The organism is Echinicola shivajiensis (assembly GCF_018642165.1).
GTDB classification, from domain to species: Bacteria; Bacteroidota; Bacteroidia; order Cytophagales; family Cyclobacteriaceae; genus Echinicola; species Echinicola shivajiensis.
In genome coordinates this window covers 25,142-50,253 of sequence record NZ_JAHHZM010000023.1, presented here as the reverse complement: position 1 = coordinate 50,253, position 25,112 = coordinate 25,142, and the positions used below count along the sequence as shown (strand labels likewise).

General features: G+C 36.4%; 18 protein-coding genes. All 18 read right to left on the bottom strand.

The features are described 5' to 3' along the window. Nucleotides 1-285 precede the first annotated feature (285 nt). A complete protein-coding gene (locus tag KMW37_RS22020) occupies nt 286-1,269 on the bottom strand; it encodes a polysaccharide deacetylase family protein (protein WP_215226802.1) in 984 nt (327 codons plus the stop codon). Between the two features lie 1,318 nt (nt 1,270-2,587). Further along, the gene (locus KMW37_RS22015; protein ID WP_215226801.1) at nt 2,588-3,766 is read right to left on the bottom strand and encodes a hypothetical protein; all 1,179 of its coding nucleotides are present in this window, start codon (nt 3,764-3,766) and stop codon (nt 2,588-2,590) included. A gap of 909 nt (nt 3,767-4,675) precedes the next feature. Continuing rightward, nucleotides 4,676-5,896: a glycosyltransferase family protein gene (locus KMW37_RS22010; RefSeq protein WP_215226800.1), complete on the bottom strand. Its 1,221-nt coding sequence runs from the start codon at nt 5,894-5,896 to the stop codon at nt 4,676-4,678. 1,000 nt (nt 5,897-6,896) lie between these two features. Continuing rightward, on the bottom strand, nt 6,897-7,943 hold the full coding sequence (locus KMW37_RS22005; RefSeq protein ID WP_215226799.1) for a glycosyltransferase family 4 protein: 1,047 nt from the start codon (nt 7,941-7,943) through the stop codon (nt 6,897-6,899). 1,022 nt (nt 7,944-8,965) lie between these two features. Beyond that, nucleotides 8,966-10,006, bottom strand: a complete 1,041-nt coding sequence (locus tag KMW37_RS22000; RefSeq protein ID WP_215226798.1) for an acyltransferase family protein — start codon at nt 10,004-10,006, stop codon at nt 8,966-8,968. Nucleotides 10,007-10,036: 30 nt separating this feature from the next. Next, nucleotides 10,037-11,218: a hypothetical protein gene (locus KMW37_RS21995; RefSeq protein WP_215226797.1), complete on the bottom strand. Its 1,182-nt coding sequence runs from the start codon at nt 11,216-11,218 to the stop codon at nt 10,037-10,039. 585 nt (nt 11,219-11,803) lie between these two features. After that, a complete protein-coding gene (locus tag KMW37_RS21990) occupies nt 11,804-12,937 on the bottom strand; it encodes a glycosyltransferase (protein WP_215226796.1) in 1,134 nt (377 codons plus the stop codon). A 581-nt stretch (nt 12,938-13,518) separates the two neighbouring features. Next, on the bottom strand, nt 13,519-14,607 hold the full coding sequence (locus tag KMW37_RS21985; protein WP_215226795.1) for a glycosyltransferase: 1,089 nt from the start codon (nt 14,605-14,607) through the stop codon (nt 13,519-13,521). Next, a complete protein-coding gene (locus KMW37_RS21980) occupies nt 14,604-15,548 on the bottom strand; it encodes a glycosyltransferase family A protein (RefSeq protein ID WP_215226794.1) in 945 nt (314 codons plus the stop codon). The genes KMW37_RS21985 and KMW37_RS21980 overlap by 4 nt, the downstream gene beginning before the upstream one ends. Nucleotides 15,549-15,691: 143 nt before the next feature. Beyond that, complete coding sequence (locus KMW37_RS21975) at nt 15,692-16,642, bottom strand: glycosyltransferase family 2 protein (RefSeq protein WP_215226793.1); 951 nt, start codon at nt 16,640-16,642, stop codon at nt 15,692-15,694. A gap of 79 nt (nt 16,643-16,721) precedes the next feature. Then, nucleotides 16,722-17,588 carry a glycosyltransferase gene (locus KMW37_RS21970; RefSeq protein WP_215226792.1) on the bottom strand — a complete coding sequence of 289 codons (867 nt, stop codon included), beginning with the start codon at nt 17,586-17,588 and terminating at the stop codon, nt 16,722-16,724. Between the two features lie 4 nt (nt 17,589-17,592). Beyond that, nucleotides 17,593-18,549 carry a glycosyltransferase family 2 protein gene (locus KMW37_RS21965; RefSeq protein WP_215226791.1) on the bottom strand — a complete coding sequence of 319 codons (957 nt, stop codon included), beginning with the start codon at nt 18,547-18,549 and terminating at the stop codon, nt 17,593-17,595. Next, the gene (locus KMW37_RS21960) at nt 18,546-19,130 is read right to left on the bottom strand and encodes a serine O-acetyltransferase (RefSeq protein ID WP_215226790.1); all 585 of its coding nucleotides are present in this window, start codon (nt 19,128-19,130) and stop codon (nt 18,546-18,548) included. The genes KMW37_RS21965 and KMW37_RS21960 overlap by 4 nt, the downstream gene beginning before the upstream one ends. Nucleotides 19,131-19,141: 11 nt before the next feature. After that, on the bottom strand, nt 19,142-19,960 hold the full coding sequence (locus KMW37_RS21955) for a hypothetical protein (RefSeq protein WP_215226789.1): 819 nt from the start codon (nt 19,958-19,960) through the stop codon (nt 19,142-19,144). Between the two features lie 148 nt (nt 19,961-20,108). Further along, nucleotides 20,109-21,014 carry a glycosyltransferase family 2 protein gene (locus KMW37_RS21950; RefSeq protein ID WP_262898211.1) on the bottom strand — a complete coding sequence of 302 codons (906 nt, stop codon included), beginning with the start codon at nt 21,012-21,014 and terminating at the stop codon, nt 20,109-20,111. A 14-nt stretch (nt 21,015-21,028) separates the two neighbouring features. Then, nucleotides 21,029-22,276, bottom strand: a complete 1,248-nt coding sequence (locus KMW37_RS21945; RefSeq protein ID WP_215226787.1) for a glycosyltransferase family 4 protein — start codon at nt 22,274-22,276, stop codon at nt 21,029-21,031. 28 nt (nt 22,277-22,304) lie between these two features. After that, on the bottom strand, nt 22,305-22,958 hold the full coding sequence (locus tag KMW37_RS21940) for a class I SAM-dependent methyltransferase (protein WP_215226786.1): 654 nt from the start codon (nt 22,956-22,958) through the stop codon (nt 22,305-22,307). A 116-nt stretch (nt 22,959-23,074) separates the two neighbouring features. After that, nucleotides 23,075-24,871 carry an ABC transporter ATP-binding protein gene (locus KMW37_RS21935; protein ID WP_215226785.1) on the bottom strand — a complete coding sequence of 599 codons (1,797 nt, stop codon included), beginning with the start codon at nt 24,869-24,871 and terminating at the stop codon, nt 23,075-23,077. Nucleotides 24,872-25,112: the final 241 nt, after the last annotated feature.

Sequence of the window (25,112 nt, the reverse complement as noted above, 5' to 3'; positions counted from 1 at the left end):
CCACCAGGTAGAGTCGAAGGGTTTGTCTTAGGGCTTCGACTTAAGTTTATCCTGAGCTAAGTCGAAGGGCTCAGCCTGACAAATATAAGTTACCCCTGTCAATGGTAGGAGTAGGAACAACAACGTGCCATTCTCAAATACCAAAAAGGAGAATTTGTTCGACCTCTTTCGGGGTCGTTGGGATGCTGGTTTATACCACGTCTACGGATGTGTTAGCCCTTAGGGTAAGTAACAAGTGATCATTCAAAAAACTAATGGCATTTAGCTCTGCAATGCAAAAAAATATTAGGAGACAGCTTTAACCTTATGCTGCACACCACTAAGGGAAAGCATATTACAGGATTCCATTCCATACTGGTCCCTAAGATTGTGGTAATGCTGTAAAATAACTTTCAAAAGACTTAAATTTTCTGAAGTATAAGTACCAAAATTATGAGGATGCCACCATAAATGGTAAACATTTCCTTTCTTAGCTGCCAAGGTCATCTCTTCCATAATTCGCTGAATCCTTCGGTTATTAAACATGGAAGGCTTTCGATAAGGTCTAAGCAATCTAGAAGCAGGTAAATTAATTATCTCTGAGTCACCCCTATAAGTATCGTCCAAGGAATAAGAAGTATCATTTCCCAAAGGGTAAAGGGTATCTCCAGTTCGGAAGACCTTTTTCAAGAGATTACTTTTTTCCGGCGATTTCCAAAACCAATCTGAAGGATTCCCTCTAAAAATCTCAAAGCCCTCTTCTTTACAAACCTTGATGCTATGTGCGCTGTATTGGTTTCTAGGAAAAACCAAAGAACTAAGGCTTAAACCAAATTTGTCCTTGGCAATCTTCTTAGCCATTCTTAAATCGGCCCTGAACTGGGACATTTCTTGCCCTGTTTCCTGAGTATAATAATGTGAAAAGGTATGAGAACCCACTTCCTGTCCCGGTGTATTAATGATACTTTTGATCAAATCAGGAGCAAAAAGACAGCTGGAAGCCGCATACATATTTTTAGCTGCCCATTCATAGGCTGAGAGATTGGCATTTGCATAATCAGGGAATTCATCGGGTAAATAATCCCTCCACTCATCCCAACTTTCAGCAAACAACATGCCCACCGTAGCCCAGGTAGCTTCTATCCCAAAAGCCTCAAATAAATTTAGGATTTTCGGGATGGCCATGCGCGCATTCTGGTAATATTCCAATTCTGCTGCAATTGGAAATTTATCGAATCTTCCCCAATGCAGTTCAAAGTCTAGCGATATGGTAAAAATGGAATTTCTCATCAATAATTAAAAATACACTTTTGTATATAAATATTTACTGTTTATCACAAAAATATTTTATTACACTTACAATTTACCCAAAAAAGTGTTTTAGACCTCTTATTTATATGGCAAAACTAAATAATTAAGCCTGTAAAGTAAAATTTATAACCAATAGCTTAATAATTATAAATCCACCAGCAAGGGTAAATTTAATTATTAGTTTCACGCAAAGCGCGCCAAGGTGAGCGCTAAGTTCACAAAGATGCTTTTATAAGACAGCAATTATTTTTATTGGGATTTGGAGAGGCTTATAGAGCAATGAAAGGAATAAAAAAGTTTCACGCAGAGCGCGCAAAGCTGTTCGCTAAGTACACAAAGATCCTTTTATAAGACAGCAATTATTTTTATTGGGATTTGGAGAGGCCTATAGAGCAATGAAAGGAATAAAAAGTTTCACGCAAAGCGCGCCAAGGTGAGCGCTAAGTTCACAAAGATGCTTTTATAAGACAGCAATTATTTTTATTGGGATTTGGAGAGGCTTATAGAGCAATGAAAGGAATAAAAAAGTTTCACGCAGAGCGCGCAAAGCTGTTCGCTAAGTACACAAAGGAACTTTGTTTGATACAGCTATTATATTTATAGGGATTTGTAAAGGCTGCACGCAAAGTGCGCTAAGTTGAGCGCTAAGTGCGCTAAGATGCTTTATTCAATACTCGTATTACATTACTACTTAAGCCCTTTCCTGTCTTTGCATATCCTTAGGGAACTTTGTGAGAAATAAAAAAGGTCTCACGCAGAGAAAGCAATGATGGATATGAATGCTCGGGGTTTTGCAAGCTCTTACCCAAGACCCTTTGCGATCTTTGCGCATGCTCCGCGGGCTTTGTGAGAAACAAAAAATGCTTCACGCAGAGGGCGCTAAGGTAAGCGCTAAGTTCACAAAGATATTTTATATAAAACAGTCAACACATTTGTAAAGTCTTGGCTAGCACTGGAAGTAATAAAAAGGTTCCACGCAAAGGGCGCAAAGCTGTTCGCTAAGTACGCAAAGATGCCATATCCAATAAGCCTATTATTTTGTATGGGGAATTAAGAATGCTCGGCGGCCACTGAAAGAAATATATGATTATCACTGAATATACGCTTTGAGGTCTTTGACCATCCTTCGCTAACTTTGTGTGAAACAAAAAATGCTTCACGCAGAGAAAACAATGATGGATATGAATGCTCGGAGTTGTGCAAGCTCTTACCCAAGACCCTTTGCGGTCTTTGCGCTTGCTCCTCGAGCTTTGCGAGAAACAAAAAAAGTTTCACGCAAAGCGTGCAAAGGTGAGCGCTATGAACGCAAAGATGTTTCTTTGGTTTTGTCCTTGTACATCCAAACTATGGATAATATTAACAATAGCATATAGGGGGCTTTCATGCGCATCATAATCCCCATATTCCCCAAACTATTGGCATATAATAGGGAGCTGAACACAAATAGGACAAGTGCAAAGCGAATAAATAGAGGAATTTTCCTCCAGGTCCTCCATTGGGCTTTTAATAAAAAGAATATCAAAAGAATCATAGTAATGGCGTTTTCAGCTGCTGCTGCTCCAATCATAAAACTGCCTCCAGATTCCCATATAAAAGGCCTGAACCAGTATGTTATCAAGCGCATGGGCTGTGAATAATCCAACATGGGCACTGAGGAACCAATTCCCTCTCCACTGAGCATTTCTATTTGGTGCTTGCTAATATCATAAGGATTAAAAGTAGGCATATCCTTTATTCCTGAATACCAGTAAAAAGCCGGCAGAGATAATCCCAGTAAAAGCAAGGCAAAAATGAAAATGGACTTTTGGTTTTTTGAAAGCAATCTAAAATCAAAAACAATCAGCAAAATCAAGGCTATCACAATGATGGCTGCCAAATATGTCCTGACCATAAAGACAATCAACAAGGCAAACAGTGCCAATGCCAGGTACTTAGGGCTGTACTTTTTTGATAAGGCAAAAAGTAAGGCTGCCATCGCCCAGAAACAAATTGCTTCCTTACCCACCCCTGCAGTCCAGAAATGTAAATTGGGGAGATATAGTAGTGCCAAAGCTATCGGCAAACCTCTCAACTTGGGGCCATTGGTGTAATGTAAAAACACTATATTGCTCAAAAACCGAAAACCATAATATCCAACTAACCCATAAATCATATTCCCAGTCCACCAAGACCAACTCAGGACTTTGGAGGGGATATAATTCAACCAATACATAAATGGATAACCTACCCCAAAATAGTCCCACCAGGAATCTGGATTGGGGTGAGCAAGCGGACCAGTCAGTTCCCAATAGCCTTTGCTATCACCCCCTTCTTTGCCTATATAATAGCTAAAAACCAGTACCATGGCCATGTGAAAGAGCAATAATCCCTGTAGGTGAACCATATAGGAATTGGGCAGATCCTTTCTTTTTACCAAACGTATATTGTCCACGATACAAAGACAAACCAAAAGGATGATAAAAATGTACTGGAGCATATTTAGGTAGTTAAGAAAAATCTAAACTAGTAAAAAATTTAAGACTTGAGAATTGAGATGTGAGATTTGAGATGGAAGGTACGAGGTACGAAGTACGAAGTACGAAGGATGATAGAAGAAAGAACAAAGAGCAAAGACTAGATCTGTTTTTTGTGGTAAATTGGATGAGGCATTAAATCTTGTCACTCTAAGGGTAGCGAAGAGTCTCTTTGTCGCATTGCATTACTGGAAGGGTTTCTTCGGTTCATGGAGCTAGACCTTGGCACAGAGGGGGTATGGGGTATGAAGTACGAAGTACGAAGTACGAGGTATGAGGTACGAAGGATGAGAGAAGAAAGAACAAAGAGCAAAGACTAGATCTGCTTTTTGTGGTAAATTGGATGAGGCATTAAATCTTGTCACTCTAAGGGTAGCGAAGAGTCTCTTTGTCGCATTGCATTACTGGAAGGGTTTCTTCGGTTCATGGAGCTAGACCTAGGCACAGAGGGGGTATGGGGTATGAAGTACGAAGTACAAGGTATGAGGTACGAAGGATGAGAGAAGAAAGAACAAAGAGCAAAGACTAGATCTGTTTTTTGTGGTAAATTGGATGAGGCATTAAATTTTGTCACTCTGAGGGTAGCGAAGAGTCTCTTTCCGACATCGTTATTGGAAAGGCTCTATCGTCAGGATGACAACGATTTGTAGTCCCCACAAACAAAAAAATAGCCCGAAGACTATTTATTATTTGATATTCTGATTATCAGCTGTGATGCCAGTAACCTTAAATACTTGGCTGAAGTGGTCGGAAGTTTGAGGCCTGAAGATCGAAGCAGTTGATCTCTTAATCAAAACGATCATTTCGTTTCGATTTTAATCTTTACTGGTAAAATTGCGAATACACATCTTATATAATTGTAAATCAATATATTAAACAAATTCACTTAATGCTTTTTTATAAGAGCCTATGCTTTTTTCTAAGCTGAAATGTTCCAAGGCAAAATCCCTTATCTCCTGGCGGTTAACTGGGGGCAATTGATCGAACCATTCCACTGCCTTCTCTTGCCTTTCCTTATCTGCATGATAGTATAAATGTATAAATGGCATGCTCTGAAAAAGGAACTCTGTATCCCCTATCTTACTACTGGCTATAATAGGAAGTCCCATCAATAAATACTCTCCCTGCTTTATGGGTGCTACCCCTCGCATACTCCAAGCAGGAAGTCTCAACGATAAGGCGATATCCGCAGCAGACAAATAAGCAGGTATTTCTTTAAAAGGGACTAGTCTATGGATAATCTTATCCTTAAGGTTTTTAGGGATATGCTGGTTTAGATAGTTCACATTGGCTGACAATACCAAGAAACGGCTAGTAGGATGTTCTTCCAAATATAATTCGAATATCCCTACCATATCCTTTAAGGCATATTGTGGCCCAAGTGAACCCGTATATATCCATAATTTATCACCTTCCTTTAATCCCAAGTTCATTCTGATCCTATTCCTATTTTGCTCAGAAAAGGTAAAAAAGTCCTTGTCCCGGCCATTGCCTACCAAATGGAAATCCGTACGTCTACTTTCTCCGACTTTTGGGATATGATAATCAATGGATTTCTGGGTCCTACATAAAATCTTGTCCGCTTTTTTGAGCATTTTGGTTTCCTGCCGTTTCAGGTATTTATACTGAAAATCAGTTGACTTCAAGGAAGTGAAGTCCAAGCGCTCTTCCAATGGCAGGCCGTCTGCATCAAAGACTACTTTTACTTCTTTCCGCTTCATAAACCACCATAACTTATTGACCATCAGGGCTGGCATGGTGCTTCGAGGCATAATGATATTAAAGCCCTCTTGCTTAATCAATTTTTTGATCATTTTCCGCCCTTGATGTACCGTCCACAAACTCCCTAATAAGGGATGAGGATTCCTGGTTATGGAGTGATGATAATAGGCTACTCCTTTTTCTTCAGCAAGTTTTTTTAGGCAATTGATCTTATCGGGCTTTGCCCAAGAGAACTGCAAGATGGAGCAGGATAAAATATTTTCCTCTTGTATACCTGCAAGTATGGGGAGAAACAGGCTTTCCAGGTAGTTAGTGCTGTCACTATCCCAGGTGATGAAGAGGAGTTTTTTTGGGTGGTTGTTATTATTCAAGGTGTATGGCTTTGTTGAGTAAGAATTATGTTCGACCCTTTCAGGGTCGGATTGACTATTGGTGGGCTAGCGCTGTTAATAAAGTTTGACCCCTTTGGGGTCAGTGCATTGATTTGAAGAACGCTTACGATTACATATATATGCCCCCTTCAGGGTCAGGAGGACCTTTTGGTGATCAGGATTTCGTTAATGGTGTTTGACCCCGTCGGGGTCAAGAGTGTAATAAATATTAGACCTTGATAGTGTGCTCGACCCTTTCAGGGGAATAGATAAGGGTATTAAGTATTGAGTAGATAGTATCTAGTAGCAAGAGTAAAGATCCCGATAGCCATCGGGACAGGGTAAAGAGCAAAGACTGGATATGCTTCATATGACAAATGCTGAGCAGCTACAGCTCCTTGTCACTCTGAGTGCAAGGAAGAGTCTCTTTCCAACATCGATACTGGAGGGGATTCTTTCTTCCGCTACCCCCAGCCCCTGAAGGGGAGCCCACCGCACTCCTAAATGTGGAACAGCATTGTATAAAGTATCTAGTAACTAGTGTTTAGTAGCAAGAGTAAAGAGTCAAGAACAAAGATCCCGATAGTCATCGGGACAGGGTAAAGAGCAAAGATTGAGAATGGAGTATGTTTTCAACCTAAGCTATTCAGTTTTCAGCATCCCTAATTCCTCTTTCAACATTCCGATTTTCACCTCCAGACCCCGAAGGGGTCAAATATACGCAGACGTCAAACAACACCAATCCACCACGACCCTGAAGGGGTCGAACCTCACACGATAACAAATGAATCATTAAGTAGAACCAATCGAGATTGGGTTTAAAGTGAATAGCAAGGGGCATTGCAAATGCCCTATTATAATGGTTCAACATTGCAAATGTGAAACAGCATTGTAAAGTATCGGGTAACTAGTATCTAGTAGCAAGAGTAAAGAGTCAAGAACAAAGATCCCGATAGTCATCGGGACAGGGTAAAGCGTGATCTAAGAAGGGAATAAGTATTCAGCTTTCGGCATTCCACATTACGCATTCCTCATTCAACTGCCTTTGGATTTTTTGCCAGTTGTGGGCGAGGGTGTATTTTTCTGCTACCAGTTTTCGGCCTGCTGTGCCCATTTTTCTGCGGAGTTCTGGGTCTGATATTAACAAGGAAAGGTATTTGATCCATTCTTCTGATGTGCTGGCCAAAAAGCCATTCTCTACATGTTTGACCACTTCCTTGTTCATGCCTATGGGAGATGCTATGACTGGAAGACCACAGGCCATGTACTGGATGAGTTTATAGGCACATTTGCCCTGCTCCCAAGGGCTATCGTTCAGTGGCATGATGCCTATATCCAACTGCTGGATCAATTTCACTTCTTCCTCCTCGGACCATTGGAAAGTTTCTTCGAAATGGTTTAGTCCTATCCCCTGCCCATTGGCGATGATATTTAAGGTGAAACTTTGTTCCTTCTTAAGTGCTTCAAACACTGGCTTGAGCTTTTCCAGGTATTTCAGGGTAGTGGGAGAGCCTATCCAGCCTATTTTCAAGTTTTGATTTTCCTTTAAAGGAATTGGACTGTACTTGTTTAAGTCAATGACCGTAGGCAGGTCCATGATGTTCTTAGCCCCTGCCTTTTGGGCCCTAGTTGCCAAATATTCGTTTCCGAGCCAAAGTCGATCAGCCCTGGCCATTAGTTGGTCTATTTTATCTTTTAGTAAGCTTCTGATCCATGGATTTCCGTGCAAATCATAATTATGGAATACGGCATCATCATAATCAAAAATATATTGGGGCCCTTGCTTAAAAGCCCATTTTTCCAGGGCAAAGGGAATATAGGGAAAGAGTTCTTTTTCTATGATGATATACTCATAATCCCCAGCTTTCTGGAGTATCTTCCAGCGCCTTTGATAACAGGCTAGAACATTGCGTTTGGCGATGGGGCGCTTTGCATAGTGTTCTTCCAGGTACTGCTTATTAAAAAAGGAGGATACGGTGCAATCAAAGCCTGCTGCCTCCCAGAGGGGCAGGTACTGAAAGGTTCTCAGCCTGCTGCTGGCTCCCATCCGGGGGTATTTTGGGAGGAAGAGTATTTTATTTATAGGAGTATTAGGCACTTTTAGGTTAGGGTTGTTCGACCCCTTTGGGGTCGGGGATGATGGTTATATCGATGCGTTAGCGATATTGGACCCCTTCGGGGTCTGGGGTAAGCACAGAGTAACGCAAAGATAGCACACAGATCACTGAGGTTGAGTATAAGTCAAAGGCCTAAGGTTAAAGGCCGAAAGCCAATGGGGCTAATTATTTATTTTATCAAATGAGTCTGAGACTCAGGGTTAGTGGTGCTGGGGCACAGCCCTCAGCACAACGGGTGAATTATGAACCTCTGCGATACGTAAGTTGGACCCATTCGGGGGCGAGAGGAATTATTATACCTTTTGCGTTACGTTGTTGAACCTCTTCGGGGTCGGGGATCATCGTTATACCGATGCGTTAGTGATATTGGACCCCTTTGGGGGCAAGGTAAATTTTGAACCTCTACGATACGTAAGTTGGACCCATTCGGGGGCGAGAGGAATTATTATACCTATGCGTTACGTATGTTGAACCCCTTCGGGGTCCGGGGATAATGGTTATATCGATGCGTTAGTGATATTGCCCCCCTAGGGGTCAAGATAAATTTTGAACCTCTGCGATACGTAAGTTGGACCCATTCGGGGGCGGAGATCATCGTTATACCTATGCGTTACGTATGTTGCCCCCCTTCTGGGTCCGGGGCTAAGCACGGAGAACACTGATTAAAAGCTGAATGCCAAATGGCTAAAGCCGATAGCTCCATTGCCTGAATATTTCTTTGAGTCAGAGACCTGCCTACAGCAGGCAGGCCTACCTAAAGGTAGGCAAAGGCAGGCTCAACATTAATGGTGCTGGGGCACAGCCCTCAGCACAACCGCATTTGTTATGGCATTACAAATGCCCTTTTATTTGGGTTCCACATTGCAAATGTGGAACAGCGTAAGCCTTCGGCCTTTTGCTTTGGGCATTCAGCTTTAGGCATTTTCCTCTTTTGTTGCGGCAATGTAAACGCTTAAAACTTATATGATAAATTTAATTTCCGTACCCTTGTCATTACCCTACCCTCAAATACATAACTATAAAATACGCCAAACAATACACATAATATAAATCCTATCAAAAATTCTAATGCAGAAATATACCACAATGGGGTCTTGGGAAACACCCTTGCCATCAAGGAAATTAAGGGATTATGAATTAAATAAATAGAATAGGATGCATTCCCTATAATAAGGAGTATTCTTTGATTAATATATTTGGTATCGATTTTATTTATAGCAAAAAGCAATATTAAACTAGCGCAAAAAACAGAAAAAGAGATATTACCTAAAAAGAAAAACAATGATAATCTATTCAAAAATAAATATATAAATAATATAACAGAAAAAATTGCCAATATAAACAGCCATTTCAGGCTGATTTTTTCAGATTGATTCAAGTATATTTTTGCGGCAAATAGACCAACAAAAAATTCTAAATTATAATGTGAAAAGATTTTATCAGAAATTGGTCCTAATACATTAAATAAATATCCCAACCCAGAATAGGTATTTAATAGAATAAGTCCAATCCAAATTAGTAGTCCCCAATAAAATTTTCTAGCAGAGATAAACCAAAAAGAGAAAAACAGGTAGAATATCATTTCATGGATCAGGGTCCATGCAACAGATAAAGCAGGAGTACCAAAGGGGAGTAATAAGGATGCTCCTATGCTGATATCCCGTCCAGCTGCCGAAAAACCCGGTATATAATAATATGCCAATAGCATAAGTATTCCAATAGGAAGATAGGGTATATAAATTCTTATTACCCTTTTCCATAGATAGTTTCCTAATTCTGATCTATTATTTCTAAACTTCTCATTTGAAAAGGCGATAATAAATCCTGACAGTACAAAGAAAAAATCCACACCATATTTCCCCAAAGCCGCAGTAGCTTCGGCAATTTCATCTTTCAGACCTAAAAAGTGCGAAAAACTATTCCATTGATGATGAAATACGACCATCAATGCCGCAATTCCTCTAAATACCTGTAAAAAATAAAAATACTTCAATTCTAAATGGTTACTAAATGTATTATCACTTTAATTGGCTTGTTCTAAAGCTTTCTGATTAATAATTTCTTGGCGCTTTTTATAATACTGCTGTTTCTGCAAGTATTTTTGATACCGCATTTTTTTATTATAAACAATTAGGAAGAATATAAATAAGACAAAGTAGATCATCATCATATTCTTCATCCGCATGATCACCCCTAAATTTCCTAAGCTATTGGCAAAAGCCAAGGTAACGGGGATAAAGGTCACAAAACCCACTTTTAAGAAAACCGGCATATCCCTTATGGCTTCTGGGGTCCAGTTTCGGATAATAAATAAGCTTAACCATAGATATAGCGCGTTTTCTATGGAACTTAATAAGGCCATAAAATTATGCGCATCGATAAATATAGGTCGATATAAATAGGTGAAAATTTTAAAAGGTAATGGATAACCTCTCATATCCACTCCTGATCCTACATTCCCACCACTTAAATTTTTCATTTTAGTCCCTGTATATTCTTCAAGGCTCTCCATTGAAAAATCCTCTAGCTGAATTGCTGCCAAAGTATGGGAACTTAAATAAACCGTTCCCACTAATGCCAATACTCCTAAAGTAACTTTATATTCTCTTCTAATTTCTGCTCCAAAAATAATAGCAATGGCAGCTCCTCCAATTAAGGCCTGCCCCATATGCGGTCTCGCCATATACACAAAAAAGAAAGCAATTAAACCCTGCCACCAACGCGTATTGTACTTTTGTACCGCAAACATAAACCAGGCAATGGCCCAAAAACATAATGAATCTTTTCCAACGCCTGCAGTCCAAAAATTAAAATTTCCCATATAAAAGATTATAGGAAATAAGGGAATATTCAATACCTTATGATTCATTGGGAATAATTCTGCTGTCATTAAAAACAGATATCTAATACCCATAAAACCTAAAAAACCAAAAAGGACATTCCCTGTCAAATAACTCAGTCCTAGAACTTTACTTGGTATATAACATAACCATAAAATAAAGGTGGTACTTTCCCCAAAATACTTCATCCATGTTTCTTCACCTTTTATCAAAACCTGCTGCATTCCCAAACGCCAATAGCCTTGGGAATCCCCACCAAAATTGAGGATATACCAGGTAAAGAACAGGCTAAAAAAGAGGTGGTAAAACAGTAGGTAATGGAGGTGCTGTTGGTATTTTTGGGGCAGGCCAAATTTATTGGCCATACTTTGGTTGGTATTGACCAGGGCGATAAGGCATATGATGATGATAATGAGGTCGAGCAAAGTATTTCTTTGACTATTGTGGTTTTTATGTAGGGGTAAATATAGAGATTAATTATATGTATGTATATGTGCAACTGCACTAGTAGTTCGATTTTATACAAATACATTAATAGTTAGTTGATCAAGGAATTAATTTATATATATCCGAAATGTTACTAGCAGACAAATATTATAAATTTTTTGTTGTTTCTTGTTCTTTTCCATTGATGAAAAGAACCAAAAATCTAGGCTGTGTAGCATTCTTCAAATTGAGCAAATTATGATTCGAACAAAATAATCTTTACTCAATTTGATTTTGTACCAGTTGCTGATAGCTAAAAATGAGTGGATCTCGCTTGTCAACTTCGCGAGCTAACTCATTTTTTTAACGCTACCACCAACTGTCCCAAAACCGAATGCTCCAAAAGCCAACTAATAGAATTGCGTTGAATATTATGACGTTCATTAACTACATGCATATTCCTTTACCTTGAGAGAAATCAACATGTCCCCCGGTTGCTGAGCTTGTCGGAGTATAAGGGGGATTTAGGGGGTAATACCTTTCTCCCTCAACAGCCCCAAATACAAATCCTCTACCTCCTTTACATATCTTTCTGCGGAATAGTGCTTTTTGGCTCGGTCGTGGCCGGCTTGGCCGAGTTGGGTTCGGAGGTTTGGATGGTCGATGAGGTATTGGAGTTTATCGGCCAGGGCTTGAGGATTGTATGGGGGAACTAAGAAACCTGTCTCCTGATCCACCACCACATTTTGTAAGCCGCCCACTTTGGTGGCTACCACAGGCAAGTGGTGCATCATGGCTTCTGCTGCTACCAAGCCAAAGCCTTCATTGGATGAGGCTATGCAAAAGATATCCATTAATTGATAATAGGCTTCGGTATTGCTTTGATATCCTACAGAGAGCAATTGATCTTTTAATCCCAATTGCTCGGCTTTTATTTTTATATCTTCTAAGTCTGGGCCATCCCCCACCAAAAGGAATTTAATATGAGGATTATCCAGCAGCTTAATGGCTTCTATAATATCCGAGAAGCGTTTTACCTGATCATATACTCTACCCACAGAGCCAATTATGATATCGGTAGGCTTAATTCCTAAATCATCTCTTAACCTTAAAACGGTGTCCTCTTCTACTCCCTTCAATTCTCCCACTCCATTATTGATCAAAATCAATTTTCTTTCAGGAACCCTTACTTTATCTCTCAAAAAATCCACCACAGCAGGCGCAATTCCAATGATTTTATCTGCTGTTTTCACCCAGAAGCGTTGGAGCCAAATGGCTTTTTGGGAGCGGTTTTGGGGATCGGAGGTTTCTTCCAAAATCACCACCGGTACTTTTCCAAACATCCCTCCAATGGCCGCCATACTCATACCTTCAAAGATGGCCCCATGGATGATATGGGGCTTAAAACCCCGAATCAAACCGCTTACCCTTTTATGTTTGTCCCATTCAAAGGGATGTTTAAATCCTCCAATGGGAATCAATTCCACACCTTCCCTTTCCAAGGCTTCTGCAACCGAACCTCCCTTCCAGGTACAGATGATTTTCAGTTCATAAATTTCCTTATCCAGTCCTTTTGCCAAGGTCAAGCGTGTTTGCTCTACCCCTCCTGAGGAGATGGTTTCTATGCAGTGGAGGATACGGATTTTTTCTTGGGGCATATTACTTTTTATTACGTCAAAGCGAGAGGTCAACATTTTCTCAAATATAAAAGAGTTGCATGACGTAAGCCTCAAATCGATGTCACTCGCCGCGGCGAGAGGATCTCTTTTCCTACTCGTTACTGGAAGAGATGCTTCCTATCGTCAGCATGACATATTATTCACGTCACTGTCAATGGTAGTAGCAAACATGACGACGAAGCAATCTCATCTTCGGTAGATGGGATTGCTTCTCCCGGTTGACCGGGCTCGCAAGGACGGGTAATTTTACGTCACTGCGAGAGGTCAACATTTTCTCAAATATAAGGGAGCTGAATGACAGTTGGCAACATTTATACGGAGTCACCCTGAGCCCTTCGACATAGCTCAGGATAAACTTAAGGCGAAGGGTGTATTTTAAGGCTTCGACTCCGCTCAGCCTGACATTTTAAGTAATATCTGTCAATGGTAGCGATCAAAGTAGGCGTGGCAGTCTCATATTATTTAACGAGATTGCCACAGTCTCCGCTTCGCCTGCCTGGCGTCAGACAGGGCGGATCGCAATGACATTAAGTACTATATTAGCAATGACGGAAACGGCACTATTTTTTACTTTCCAATAAGGAATGATATAAGCTTAAAAGACTCTTTATATGGTTTTCTACGGAGTATTTATGGGCTTCTTTTTGGGCTCTTATTCCCATTTCCAAACGTTCCTTTTCAGGCATTTGGAGGAACTGCAACATGGCATTTTCTATGGATTGGGGATTATGGGGATCAATGAGCTTAGCGGAGTTACTTTCACCAATGATTTCGCTTGCCCCTCCCACTTTGGTAATGACGGAAGGCAATCCTGCCATCATGGCTTCAGCCAGTGCTACCGAGGAACCTTCCGAATACGATGGAATTAAGAATACATCTGATTGAAATAAAAAAGGTGATACATCCGCTTGAAAGCCCAAAAATTTCACATTCTCTACTATATCCAATTTCCTTACTAATTCCTCTAAGGAATCTCTTTCCTCTCCATCACCAATGATCAATAGCTTTGGTTCATAGGGAGCACCATGAATGATATTGGCCAATGATTTAAGTACTGCTGCAATATTCTTAATTGCTGTCAACCTACTTATCATTACAAATCTAAAAGGCTGTTTTACTGCTTCTCCATTTAAAACAGCGTTCTGTAGTTGTGCGGGGTTATAAATTACTGCTACCTTTTCAGGTCTTACTTCTCCTTTATTCCCAATATATTCTTTTACGGCATTCGAAATAGCTATCACTTTATGAGCCGTACTATACACCCCTTTAAAAATCCATTCCCAAGCTTTATGGTGATTCGGGAAACCGATTTCTTCTCCTATTCTAACTGGTACTTTGGCTAATCTTGCTGCAAATAAGCCATGAAAATTGGCTTCAGCTCCTGCTGTATGGACTATATCTGGTTTATATGTATTTAGTGCTTTTTTTAAATCAACCATCAAGTTCCAATTGGGAATTCTGGGATTCCTATTCCAAACCTTTATCTGAACTCCACTTTCCTTTAATTCCTCTGCTACCTTCCCACCTTTACCCAATGCCCATATCTCCAATTCAACCTCTGGATATACTCTCATTCCTAAAGCAGTCAATTGGGTTACTTTTTCCACCCCACCAAAGTCCAACTCCGTTAGTATTTTAATTATTTTCATGAATAGATATATCGGAAACAAAATTTCAAATACTTCCTAAACAGACTTGAAAAATCAGGCCTTTTGAACAGAAAATGGAGTACGGGATAAGGTATTTGATAAATCCTATGAACAATAAAATAAGATGAATCCATTTTGTTTAAAATCATTTTAATATTCCTCTCATTTTCCTTTAATCTAAAGGCAGAAAAAAGCGTAAATAGTATCCATTTATCTCGAAACTTCAGAAAATCAAGTTTCAATTCTTTAGGTAGAGGTTCCAGATCAGCAGTATAGTCTGCATTTAATATTTTACCTAAAAGGGTTTCCTCTAAATGATAATCTTTGGTGGTTGCTGCATTAATATCCTCTTGATTATAGTACACCAATTTATTGTTAATATATATTCCCTTTCCAAAAAACAAAAAAGCCCTCAACCATACATCAATATCCTCACCCAGTTTTAATCGACTATCAAATCCCGATTGTTGTTCAAAAAAGGTTTTACGAATGACTGTAGCAGAAGTAAAAAATATCACATTTCTAATCGCTCTCTTAAAATAATCTTCTAAAAAAATATATTCCAATTCAGGATCATGATCTAATTCTATAGAATCATATTTTGTTCCAATAATTCCTATATCAGGATGCTTTGAAATCACTTGATTAACAAACCTCAAATAATCTTTGTGCCAATAATCATCCGCATCCAAAAAGGCAATATAGTCTCCTTTTGCTACTACTATTCCTTTATTACGTGCAACAGATACTCCCTGATTAGGTTGGTGGATCAATTGAATTTGATTCCCGTATTTCTCTTCCAACAACTGCTCTCCCCCATCGGTGGAACCATCATTGATCACAATAATCTCAAATTCCTTAAAGGACTGCCCCAGTACGGAGTCAATGGCTCTGCAGATATAAGGGGCTTTATTGTATAAAGGGATGATTATGGAAAACATTGGTTTTGTCATCTGTCTTTGTCTCTGATTTACCCCCTCCTAACCTCCCCCTTTATGGTGAGGAACCATAATCGTAAACGAAATCAATAGGTCTCTCTTCAGAGCCTGTCCCGAACTTGATTCGGGAGGGATTTAGGGGGTATTTAACTTATCCATCGCTTCAGTCTTAAGGCATTTTTAAAGCCCAGGTATTTGGATAAGGTTTGGAATTTTGGGCCGCCTATATAGGTCCTTTCTGAGATCCCCAATTTCTGAATATGGTTTTCAGCTTTAGCAATTAAATCTGAATGCTTAGGGAAAACATCATAGATAAATTTTTGGTATACTTTATTAAGTGCCTTTCTTACCCTTAAGGAATCCTCTACTTGCAGTACCTCTCTTTGGTAACATTGATATGATTCCAATAAAGATGACCAGGCCTTTCTACTTTTTTGTTGCGATACGTTTGTCTCCCCAGGTGTACGGTAATAGACCTTTCCTTGCTGCTCATATTTGACTTTTCCAGCCTTCAGTAAGACCCTGCAAAAGAACTCTCCATCCTGATTAATAGATAAAGATTCATCCCATGGGCCTGCTTGTTCTATCCAATCCCTATGGGTTAAATATACTGCTGGTTGGTGCATTTCCTGTTTGTTCCAAAACTGTAGTAATAAATCTATACCACTGTCAAAATCCTGAAACACCCCATACGGAATAGGAAAATTATCAGCTTTATTATCCCTAAACATCAACCATTCGCAGGAAGCAATTATTCCTTCTTCTTCATCCTCCAATAAGCCTACTTGATTTTGAATTTTGTCTGACGATATCAAATCATCCGCATCCAAAAACTGAATATATTCTCCCTTGGCTTCCTTGATACCTCTATTTGTAGCAACCGAAACCCCTTGATTCTTTTGATCAATAAGAATAATCTTTTCAGGATACTTGTTTTGATACTGTTTTAAAATATCCAAAGATTTATCCGTGGATCCGTCATTGATCAAGATGATCTCTGTATGGGGATAAGTTTGCTCTAAGGCAGCTTCTATGGTCTCTGTCACATAAGCTACTTTATTATAGACTGGGATGATAATGGAAACTAATGGATTCATATTTACGTCATTGCTTGCCTTGGCTCACCCCCTAGCCCTCCCGGTACCGGGACAGGCTCTTTATGGGGAAATGCCATCCCTACCTCTTCGTCTCGCCACCTCTAATCAAACTAAAATATTCTTGAACTGCTCCCCAATTGATCGCATTACAAACTTTGAAAATAGCCCAGGATTCGTGAATAGGAACTGTAAAGAATTTCTTCAATGAGAATCTATACCTCCTTAAAATAAAATTCAAAACATGAGCTGTATAAGGCCATGTCTTACCATTAAATCTTCTCGTATATGCACCACCCAATAATCTTCTATATTTATTTACCAAGTCCCTTGTATGGTACCTAGCAGGATGATTTACTATAATATCCTCCTTATATACAATTTTATATTTAGCACTGATTTTTCCTGATAAATCCGAATCTCCATTTGATTTTAATGACTCATTAAAACCTCCAAATTCCTCGATCACATCTTTATAGGAAAACCAGTTGGCGGTAATGGCATGACCTTCTCTAGCATATGCTTGAGTGGTAAAGCCCGTATATTTCTCATAGACTTCTGTTGGAGACAAGGAATTTGAATCTTTAAAAAATAAAGGTACAGGGCCAGTGAGAATCCCTATTTCCCTATTTATTTCTCTGTCAAAATATTTGTTGGCATTTAATAGCCAATTTTCATCAGGAATACAATCCGCATCTGTAAAGGCCAAAACATTCCCCTTAGCGGATTGAATTCCTTTATTTCTTGCAATGTAAGAACCTGGAATAACTTCTTTCAACCAAGTCAATGAATAATCAACCTCTAAATCTAAACCATCTATTTCTTCCTGATCATTATTTACTACCAAGACTTCATAATACTGATTACTCAAACTTTGTTCATCCAAAGCTTTAAGCACCTTCCTAAGTCCTTGGATGTCTTTATAAACTGGAATAATTACAGAAATCATTAAATTAACTAAAAATTGCCTTAAGTTTTAAGGCTGTTCCCAAGCCTATAAATTGGGCTAAAAATAAAAGCTTTGATTGAGATGCTGTATATGGAAATTTATTTCCTTTTAATTTCTTAATTCTTAAAAAAGCCTTTTCACATAATTCAGGAGCAACTTGATTCATTCTGTAAATATAATGCTCATAATTCTTTAAAAGCGCAATTACAGTTGCATCATACCCTTTTAAATCCTCAACGAGCTCTTCATAAAGAGTAAATGTTTTGTACAGAGAATAAGCAGTAGCTTTATTTTTTTTTGTACTTATATTATTTGAGGTAGGTTTTCTATAATAACCTTTAGCTGCTGGTGTATAAATAATTTTATTTGAGGCATCAATTACCCTAGCAAAATATTCTCCGTCTTGATTGATTTTCAGAGACTCATCCCATTCTCCTACTTTATTCACTAGTGATTTGCGTGTTAACCAAGAAAATGGAGCTATCATAAATTGTTTTGACCACATCTCAATCAATAAGGATTTCGGACTTTCATAGTTTTTATAAATTGATAAATACTGATCGCCTAAATCCCCTATGGCGATATTGAAATATGTCCATTGTCCAAATGCCAAAACAGCTTCACCTTCTTTTTCCAATTCCCTAACTTGGGATTCAATTTTTTTTGAATCCAGAAGATCATCAGCATCTAAAAACTGGATATACTTTCCTTTACATTTTTCAATACCCAAATTCCTTGCATGACAAGCTCCGTTATTTTTTTGACGGAATACAAAGACTTTTCTAGAGGTAGTTTCGGCAAATTTATTGATTAAGTCCCTTGAACCATCATTTGAACCATCATCAATGATGATAATTTCTAAATTGGTATAAGTTTGCTGTTCAACAGATTTTAAACATGCTGTTACAAACTTTACTTTATTATATATTGGAATAATTACGGATACTAATGGAGTCGTCATTTTCTATTAAAGTTCTTAGTATCAGATTTTCCTATTACTTTTGCAGGAACCCCTGCAATAATAACTCCTTCCTCTAGAAAGGATTTATTAACTACAGCATTAGCTCCAATAGCAATATTGCTGGCAATTTTGATGTCTCCAAAAAGTTTAGCTCCTGGTCCAATATAGCAATTATCACCAATAATAGGGCACTTACTCGCATATCCTGCTTGAGTCCCAATATTTACACAGGTATGAATACGACAATTCGCCCCCACCCTTACTCCTGAATTTACAATGATAGTTCCTTGATGAACAATTGCCAATCCAGGTCCAAAAGTATTTATAGGAATGGTAAAGCCTAATTTCACTGATAAACGCTTATACCTAAGAAATACTAAGGGAAGGCTTAGCTTTCTATAAATACCATTTCTACAATTGTAAACATACTCTAACCGCCTTAAGCTTTTCTGAAATTCCCATACCCAGTCGCGGTAAAAAAAAAGTTTGAGTTTTCTTTTAATAGATAACTTCTTAACCCCAAATTTTGAAAACAAATCCCTTTCCAAATAGGTTAAATAATCTACCTTGGATTGAATCATTGCCTCATTATTTACTTATGAATTAGGTAAGCCTTTGAAACTCCCTTTTTTTCATATTTTCCCACCATACTTACAAATGGGAAACCTGCATATATCAGATCATTTGTACAAATCCCCTCCTCTGGAGTCACCAGATCATATTTATAGCTCTTATATTCCTTTTCAAGCTTTCTTGAAAGCTTATAAATCAAACTGTAATATTTATGAGCAATCTTAAATGGAATAATATTATCCCAATTTGATTGCTGTTTATAATAAGACTTTAGCATAATATAATTGAATACCTGCATATCATAATTCCCATCATCTCCAAGAGATGAAAAGAGATCAATCATTTCTTTGTAGATTTTTTTAATAATGACTTTCTTCCCTGCTAAAGTCCCTGGAGTTAAAACAGGATAATTAAAAAAACTAACTGGAGTCCTTTCTTTGTGCTTTAGATTAAAATTTAATAAGGCATCCAGTAGCCACCCTCCATTCTTCCATGTTTTTCTATGGCCTCTCCCTACAAATAATTTATCCGGCTGAGATTCTAATAAATCTAAAGGATTTTTATTGATAATTACATCATTTATATCCGTGGAGACTACGAAAATATCATCCTTCAAATTTTGTATAAACTCATAAAAAATAAAAAACCTTTCATCATTTAATGAATGAGGTCCCAATTGACATCGTAAAAAAGAAATTTTATCAGTTTCATATCTCTTTTTAAATTCTTCTGAAATAGTATCACAAAAAATCACCGCTTTCAATCCTAATTCATCTACACTTTCATACCATTGTCTAAAATACTCAAAATTATCATTTGTTTGTTGAAGTCCTCTCATTGGATCCAACTTAGATGTAAAATAAGTAGACAATAAAATTAACCTATCATTTGATGAATTAAAGTCTTCTATAAACTTATGATAATTTGATTTTAATCTAACCATAATTCAATATTACAAAGCAATTATTTGATCCTTTAGTCTGCTATCAAAAAAAACCTTTTATAAACCATTTAAACTTTGATAAAAGAGAAAAAACAAATGGAGTATAAAACAATATATATTCTTTGAATGAAAACTGATATCCTTCATTCTTCAAAACATTCCTGTAATAGGAAGCTAAATTATATTTGAAATTTCCTCTAACCGAGGATGAGGTTATCCTAATAATATATTTATACCTAATTTTTTTATTCTTACTTTTCTTCCAGTGCTTTACATAAAATGGTATACAATTATAATAATTGATTTTTTGAATATTATCTCTGGTCCAATTGACAATAACATCATAGTTTTCAAAATATTTCCAAGGATAAACTTCATTTACCCTAATAAAAAAATCATAATCTTGATGCCTCATCATCTCCTCATCAAAATTGACTTTATTCACAATTGTATAATGAATCACTAAACTTGAAGTTTGACAAAAAACGTCATCACTTAAAATAAAGTCAAATGCAGATTCATTTGGTTTAATATCACGAGATGAGATTTTTTTTGAGCTATTAATTTTGTGAATTAAAGCTCCACTAAAAATGCAATAATGATTGCCATTATTTATAAAACCCAAAACTTTTTCAAGTCTTGTTGGCTTCCAAATGTCATCTGAGTCTAAAAATGCTATATATTCGCCTTTGGAAATTTCTATGGCGTAATTTCTTGCCGAATTAGCTCCTTTTTTTCGATTTTCTGGCCTTTTGTAAATCTTAAATCTTTTATCTTTTTCTCCATATTCCTCTATAATTTCCCAAGAAGCATCCGTACTATGATCATCTACAATAATACATTCCCAATTAGAATAGGTTTGGTTCAAAACAGAATCCAAAGTCGCTTTCAAAAATTGAAATTTATTATAATTGGGAATTAAAATGGAAAATATATTTTTTTTTGACAATTTTTTAAAATCTTCTAGTATACTGATTTATATAATTTCTCCAATTTTTCTCCCAATACTTTTATATCAAATTTGTCACAAACAAACTCCCGTCCTTTTTCCCCAATATTTCTTCTCAGATTCGGAGACTTCATTAATTTTTCAATTGTTTCTACATATTCATAAATATTCATCTCTCCAATAACAAACCCAGTAACACCATGTTTCATCCCATATTTAACTCCACCTACATTAGATACAATAACAGGTAATTTCATAGCTTGGGCTTCTTGAACAACCAATCCTTGAGTTTCTGCCCTATTGGTATTTGGATCCATTATTCCGGGAAAAAGGAAAACATCACTTAAACTATAAAACTCAATTAATTTTGATTGAGATTGAGCACCAAGAATTTTTACAGTATTTCCCAACTTTTTATTAAAAATTTCTTTTTCCATGCGGTCCCTTTCAGGTCCATCACCAACAACTAATAATTCAAAGTTTTGAATATTTTTATTCAATAATTCAGTTACTATCGATAACAAATTATCAACACCTTTTAGTTTTATTAGACGTCCAACAAATAAAATTCTTATAAAATCATTTTTATTTTTATTGTAACTAGGGTGAAAATAATCAGTATTAACCCCCATAGGTAACAACTTTACTCTTTCTACATTACCTTTAATTTTTTCTAATATTTCAATTGAATATTTAGAATTGACAGTGAATAAATCTCCATATTTAAACAAGCTTTTATAAAATTTATTATAAAATTTAATATTTCCTAAAATCATATCATATCCATGAAAAGTAGTTATCAATGGAATATCATGAAAAATCCCTAATGATTTAAACTGAGAAATTAATGCACCATTATGACCAAATTGGGCATGAATAATATCATAATCATAAAGCTCGTAAATACATGTATAGAGAGTATGGTAATATAAAGAAATTGAGGACTTTTTTATTTTAAAAAAATTAAAACATTTAAAAAGATTAAAAAAATGTAATAAACTATAATTATTAATTATGAATTGGATTATTTTTTTTAATCTATAATATGTTTTTTTTGGTATATTTTGATAATACCGAATTTCGTCTATTAAAGATGATTCAATTAAATCCTCATGAAGAAATTGACCTTTATTTTTTGCAAAGACTCCGACATGATAATTTCTATTCCTCAAATAAATAATTTGATTCAAAATAAAAGTTTCTGAAACGCTAGGAAATGTATCTACTATAAATGCAATTCGTTTGGGACTCCTGTTATTCATAAATGCATATAATGTATATCATCCCTATTTAATTCGAGAATTTTTTAAAGATATAAAAATCACTAAAAGAATAATTAGGGTCATTCTCTATTCCATATTTATTCTTTATAATTTTAATTAATTTAAATGAAGGTTTATTTTCGATAACCCATTCAGTAAATACTCTATGTTTTACATGGATAGGAGTAGAATTATCATTTTTGTTGGATGAAAAAATAATAACATATTTCAAAGATGAATCAAACAAACGATTCATATATTCATTATAAATATTATCCTCAATGAGATGAAACAATACTTCAACTGATATTGTCAGTTCAGCTTTTTCAAAATTATAGTCATTTATATTTTTAAATTTTTTTGCATTATCAAAACTGAAAAATAATTCACATTTTTCTATTGCTGTATCAGAAACATCAAAACCAATATATTTCGGAAAGGAATAATACCTTAATTGATTTCCATCTCCACACCCAAACTCAATAACATCTTTGATATTATTGTCTTCTACAAATTCATTTAAAACTTCAGCTTTATACAAAGCAAGATTACCATAGGAACCTGATCCAGAATTTCCTCCTTTTTTATATCTTTCTTCCCAATAATTCGAGGAATTAAATTTATTTTTTCTTAACAATAAATGCTTTCCCCAAACCAGTACCTTAATTATCTTAATTTTCATATTTAAAATATATAATTATCTAAAACTGCACCACGCTATTTTCAAAATAGATCATAATAAAGTTTAGTTAACAATGTCTACAAATAAAACTAAATTAGTATCCAATAGCATATATTTCAAAACCTCTGTAATGAAACCATTCGACTAAATTCTCTTGATTTATTATTTAATTCTTCAAATTTCCCAAATCCTCTTATCTTACCTTTTGAAAGTAAAACTACGGTATCAGCATGCTTTATTGTCGCTAAGCGGTGGGCTACTATTAGTATTGTATAATGCCCCTTTAATTGATCAATATTATTTTGAATTTGATTTTCTGTTTCAGAATCCAAAGCAGATGTTGCCTCATCCATAATCAAAATGTCTACTTCTTTAAATAATTCTCTGGCAATTGAAATACGTTGTTTTTGTCCACCACTGATCAATATCCCATTATTTCCTAATAGGGTATCCTCTTGATTTTCCAATTCTCTTACAAAATGAGAAAGAGAAGCTTTTTCCATAGCTTCCCAAAATCGTTGCTTATTTTCAGAAGACTTACTTGCCCAAAAGGTAACATTATCGAATATACTACCAGAAAAAATAACAGGTTCTTGACTTATATAGCCAATACACCTCTGCCAGGATCGAATATCTAAATCTCTAGTATCATGACCATCAATATATATTGTTCCAGAATTAACCGGCATTAAGCCTGCAATCAAGTTAACTATTGTAGTTTTCCCACTACCACTTTCTCCCACAAAAGCTACTGTTTCATTTTTCCTTATAGTCATATTGACTCCAGAGACCACTTCGTTTTTCCCATATTGAAAATGAACATTTTCAAGTCGCAACTCGTGTTTTAATTTATCAAATACTTCCTTACCGACCAATTCTTTATTCCTATCTAAACTACTAATAAAGCTCTTCATATTATTTAAAGCTCCAGAATTGGAAAGAAAATTATTCCAGAATCCTTGAAGGTTCATTAAAAATGATAACGCTCTATAAAAAAACATCAGACTTAACAAAATAACTCCTATACCTTGACCAAAAAATGAAGTTTGCAAAAAGATAATTCCTACTACCACTCCAATAATTAATGGTTCTTTCGCCGCATATAAGACTGAACTATAAAAGCCAATGGCTTTATTGCTACTTTCAATATTTTCCACAGACCGCTTAAGCCTCTCCCCGTAAAAATATGAACTTCCTGTTGCCTTTAGGTATTTATAATAATTCACCTTTTGCATCAATAATCCTTGGTATACATGACCCTCGTTTGATATTTGACTTGAAGCAATTTTTGTTTTTTTGTTGAGAATATTAAATACCCCATTTGCAATTCCTCCACCAACAATTACCAAAATGGCAAATTGAGCATTGGCCATAAAAGCCAAAATACTATAAACTATTACCATTATACTACATTGTAATGTCATAAAATAAGCACTATAGGCAGAAGAAACTCGAGAGACTTCTCCCGCAAGAGTATTCTGTATTCTTCCAGCATCCTGACTTACAAAGGCTTTATATGCCATATCACTCAATCCATCGATCAACTGAAAACGTATGGACTTAATAAAGTAATTATGTACAATAGTTTTATAGTATGATTCTATAAACCGTGCAACTCCTTTCAGTACAAAAAACACGAACATTAAAACTAACACGTTGTTTAAATTCATACTGATTCCAATACCCTCCAAACCATTTACCAAAAAATCAAGACCACCAAAATCCGAAGATTCGGAAGCCGTTTCCTTATCACTCAACTTAAGTAATGGCAAAAACATTACCAAGCCAAAACCGTCCAATAATCCAACAGAGACATTTAAAATAAAGGTCACAAAAATTCTATATCTTAAGTATTGAAAGAAATAGCTAAAGTGCTTAAAGTATTTAAAGATTGCTTTTTTCAACAAATTCATTTCAACTATTTAACTAAATCCAATCATTATCTTTTTTTGTAATATCATTTTTTTATTAATCCGCCTAGATTTGGAATTATAGATCAGTATAAAGAATAATAAACTCTAAAAAGCATGTATTAATTGAATCTAACAACTGCTCAATAGCTTCGCCCGGTCGGTCCCAATTGATCTTTCAGTGGCACCTAGCGGGAGTGAGTAAAAAAATTACTCATGAGTAACAAATTTACTCGTTTGGGTG